The organism is Propionivibrio sp. (assembly GCF_029255185.1).
Lineage (GTDB): Bacteria > Pseudomonadota > Gammaproteobacteria > Burkholderiales > Rhodocyclaceae > Propionivibrio.
Window position 1 is genome coordinate 1 of sequence record NZ_JAPUVO010000135.1, and the last position, 2,461, is coordinate 2,461.

Here is a 2,461-nt window from a genome sequence, read left to right on the forward strand (position 1 = left end):
AATCGCGAATGCCGCGCGTTTCCGTCACCGGCTGGACATGGCGGATTTCGACCGCGCCTTCCGGATAAAGCTGCTGCGCGGGTTGCAGGCTCGGGTTGCGGTATTCGTCGCTGATGGTGATGTGCGGCGCGTTATCGACCAGCCGCGTGATGAAGTCTCTTTCCGACCCCTGCATCAACGAACTGATCGCCAGAAAGAAAGCGACGCCCAGCACGATGCCCATCAACGAAACGACGCTTTGCCGCTTACGCGCCAGCAGATGTTTGAGGGCGATGCCGATCAGCAGGCGCATCAGCGTTCCGGCTCCGTCTTCTGTTTCGCCGCCGTCACGCGAATCTTCCGGCCATCGCGCAGCTTGGCGTCCGGCTTCGCCACCACGCTGTCCTCCATCGCCACGCCGCTGCGGATCTCGATTTTATCCGCGCCTTTGGCGCCCAGCGTCACCGCCTGTTCGACCAGTCGCCCATCGCGCACCAGCCACACCTTGTCCTTCACCACGGCGCTGGCCGGAATCAGCAGCGCGTCCTTGGTTTCGTTGATGACGATGTTGGTTTCCGCCGTCATGCCGATATGCAACGGCGTGTCCTCGGTAAAGCCGATGCGCACGCGGTAGCTGCGATCGACCGGATCGCCCTTTGGCGTGATGCTTTGCACCGCGCCGTGGAAAATCCTGCCCGGAAAGGCGTCGGCGCGGATCAACACGGGCTGGCCCACCGCCACCTGCGCGATGTCCTCCTCGTCCACTTCGGTGGCGATGCGCAACGGGGCGCAGCAGGAGAGCCAGAACACCGGCTGGTTGGCGGGGATCATCTGCCCGATTTCGCCGTCGCGCTTGATGACCAGCCCGTCGGCGGGAGCGGTCAGCTTCATGTAACCGGCCTCGGTCTGGGCTTTCGCGGCGGCGGCGGCGGCGGCGTCCAGATTGGCCTTCGCCTGCTCGAACGCCGCCTGCGAAACCACGCCGCTTCTGACCATCGCGGCGGCGCGGGCAAATTCCTTTTTGGCGAAGCGTTCGGCCGCTTGCAACTGATCGATCGTGCGCTGCAAATCCGCGTCTTCCAATTGCGCCAACACCGCGCCCTTCTTGACCGTCGCCCCCTCGTCAACGTTCAACGCCACCAGCCGCGCCGCGCTGCGCGCCGCGAGCGGCAACATCACCGTCGCCTCGACCGTGCCCGTGGCGTAAACCGCCTGAACGGCAGGCCCGCGCTCCGGCCTGACGACCGCGACGGAGGGGGAAACCGCAGGCCAGACATAAAAATACCCGCCCGCCAGCAACGCGGCGATGCCGATGATCGCGATCAATCGACGAATCTTAATGGCGACCTCCCATGAAAAAACCCAAGTGGTTGTCGTTCCCTAAGCCCCCGCCGATCATCGCGTCCAAAGCCTTAAAATCAGGCGTCATTCCCGCTTGCGCGGGAATGACGCGTTTGTTTCTTGTAGCCATTTTGCAAATCATGAAGGCTCTAAGAGCGTGTTCACGATCTATTGAAGGTGAGGAAGACAGGCTGCCGTAAAGCACTGGCCGGATTCCTCCCCCCTTGAGGGGGAGGTTAGGTGGGGGGGCGTTCAGCAATCCCAAGCCGCTGAAAAGACAAGGGGAGCAGTAGACTGACATCCCTCGAACCATAGGCGTTTGGGCTTTCGGCACGCCCCCCCACCTAACCTCCCCCGCGAGGGGGGAGGAACTTTGTCCGCGCCCAGCGGAAGATGAAGGCATGGGCTTCAAAGATTCGCTGTGCGTGGGAAAGATCATGAACAGGCTCTAAGGATAACGGGCATTGCAGAATTAGCGCCAAAACACCATCGGCGTAGCGCCGGATTCTGTCAACACTATGACTGGCTCTGCGCCAGCCACGCCGTCATAGCCTGCTTCGCCCGTTGGCTGTAGGCCAGTTTGCGATCGCGACCGCCACGTCCGCCTTTGGGTTCGGGCGACAAGGGGAGGAACAGGCCGAAATTGACATTCATGGGCTGGAAAGTTTCCGCCGCCGCGTCGCCCGTGATATGCGCCAGCAACGCGCCCAGCGCCGTGGTGCGCGGCGGCGCGGTCAGCGTCGCGCCGCGACTCTGCGCGGCGGCGAAACGTCCGGCCAGAAGGCCGATGGCGGCGGACTCGATGTAGCCCTCGACGCCGGTGATCTGTCCGGCAAAGCGCAAGGCCGGTCTGGTCTTCAGGCGCAATTGGTTATCCAGCAACAACGGACTGTTGATAAAGGTATTGCGATGCAACCCGCCGAGGCGCGCGAATTCCGCCTGTTCGAGGCCAGGGATCATGCGAAACACCCGCGTTTGCTCGGCATGTTTCAGCTTGGTCTGGAAACCGACGAGATTATAGAGCGTGCCGAGCGCGTTATCCTGCCGCAACTGCACCACGGCGTAGGGGCGTTGGTTGGTGTGCGGATTGGTGAGGCCGACGGGCTTCATGGGGCCATAGCGCAAGGTATCGACGCCGCGC

General features: G+C 62.7%; 4 protein-coding genes. 1 reads left to right on the plus strand and 3 read right to left on the minus strand.

Annotation, left to right across the window (positions count from 1 at the left end; genetic code table 11):
• The coding region (locus tag Q1J43_RS15415) for an ABC transporter permease (protein WP_301103398.1) at positions 1–292 on the minus strand (292 nt) is incomplete at its 3' end.
• Positions 292–1,305, minus strand: a complete 1,014-nt coding sequence (locus Q1J43_RS15420; protein ID WP_301103399.1) for an efflux RND transporter periplasmic adaptor subunit — start codon at positions 1,303–1,305, stop codon at positions 292–294. The genes Q1J43_RS15415 and Q1J43_RS15420, both read right to left, overlap by 1 nt.
• 26 nt (positions 1,306–1,331) lie before the next feature.
• On the opposite strand from Q1J43_RS15420, the gene Q1J43_RS15425 reads away from it, so the two are divergent.
• Positions 1,332–1,520, plus strand: a complete 189-nt coding sequence (locus tag Q1J43_RS15425; RefSeq protein WP_301103400.1) for a hypothetical protein — start codon at positions 1,332–1,334, stop codon at positions 1,518–1,520.
• Positions 1,521–1,836: 316 nt separating this feature from the next.
• Here Q1J43_RS15425 and trmFO read toward each other — a convergent pair.
• Positions 1,837–2,461: methylenetetrahydrofolate--tRNA-(uracil(54)-C(5))-methyltransferase (FADH(2)-oxidizing) TrmFO (trmFO, locus tag Q1J43_RS15430; RefSeq protein ID WP_301103401.1), on the minus strand; the 625-nt coding region annotated here is incomplete at its 5' end.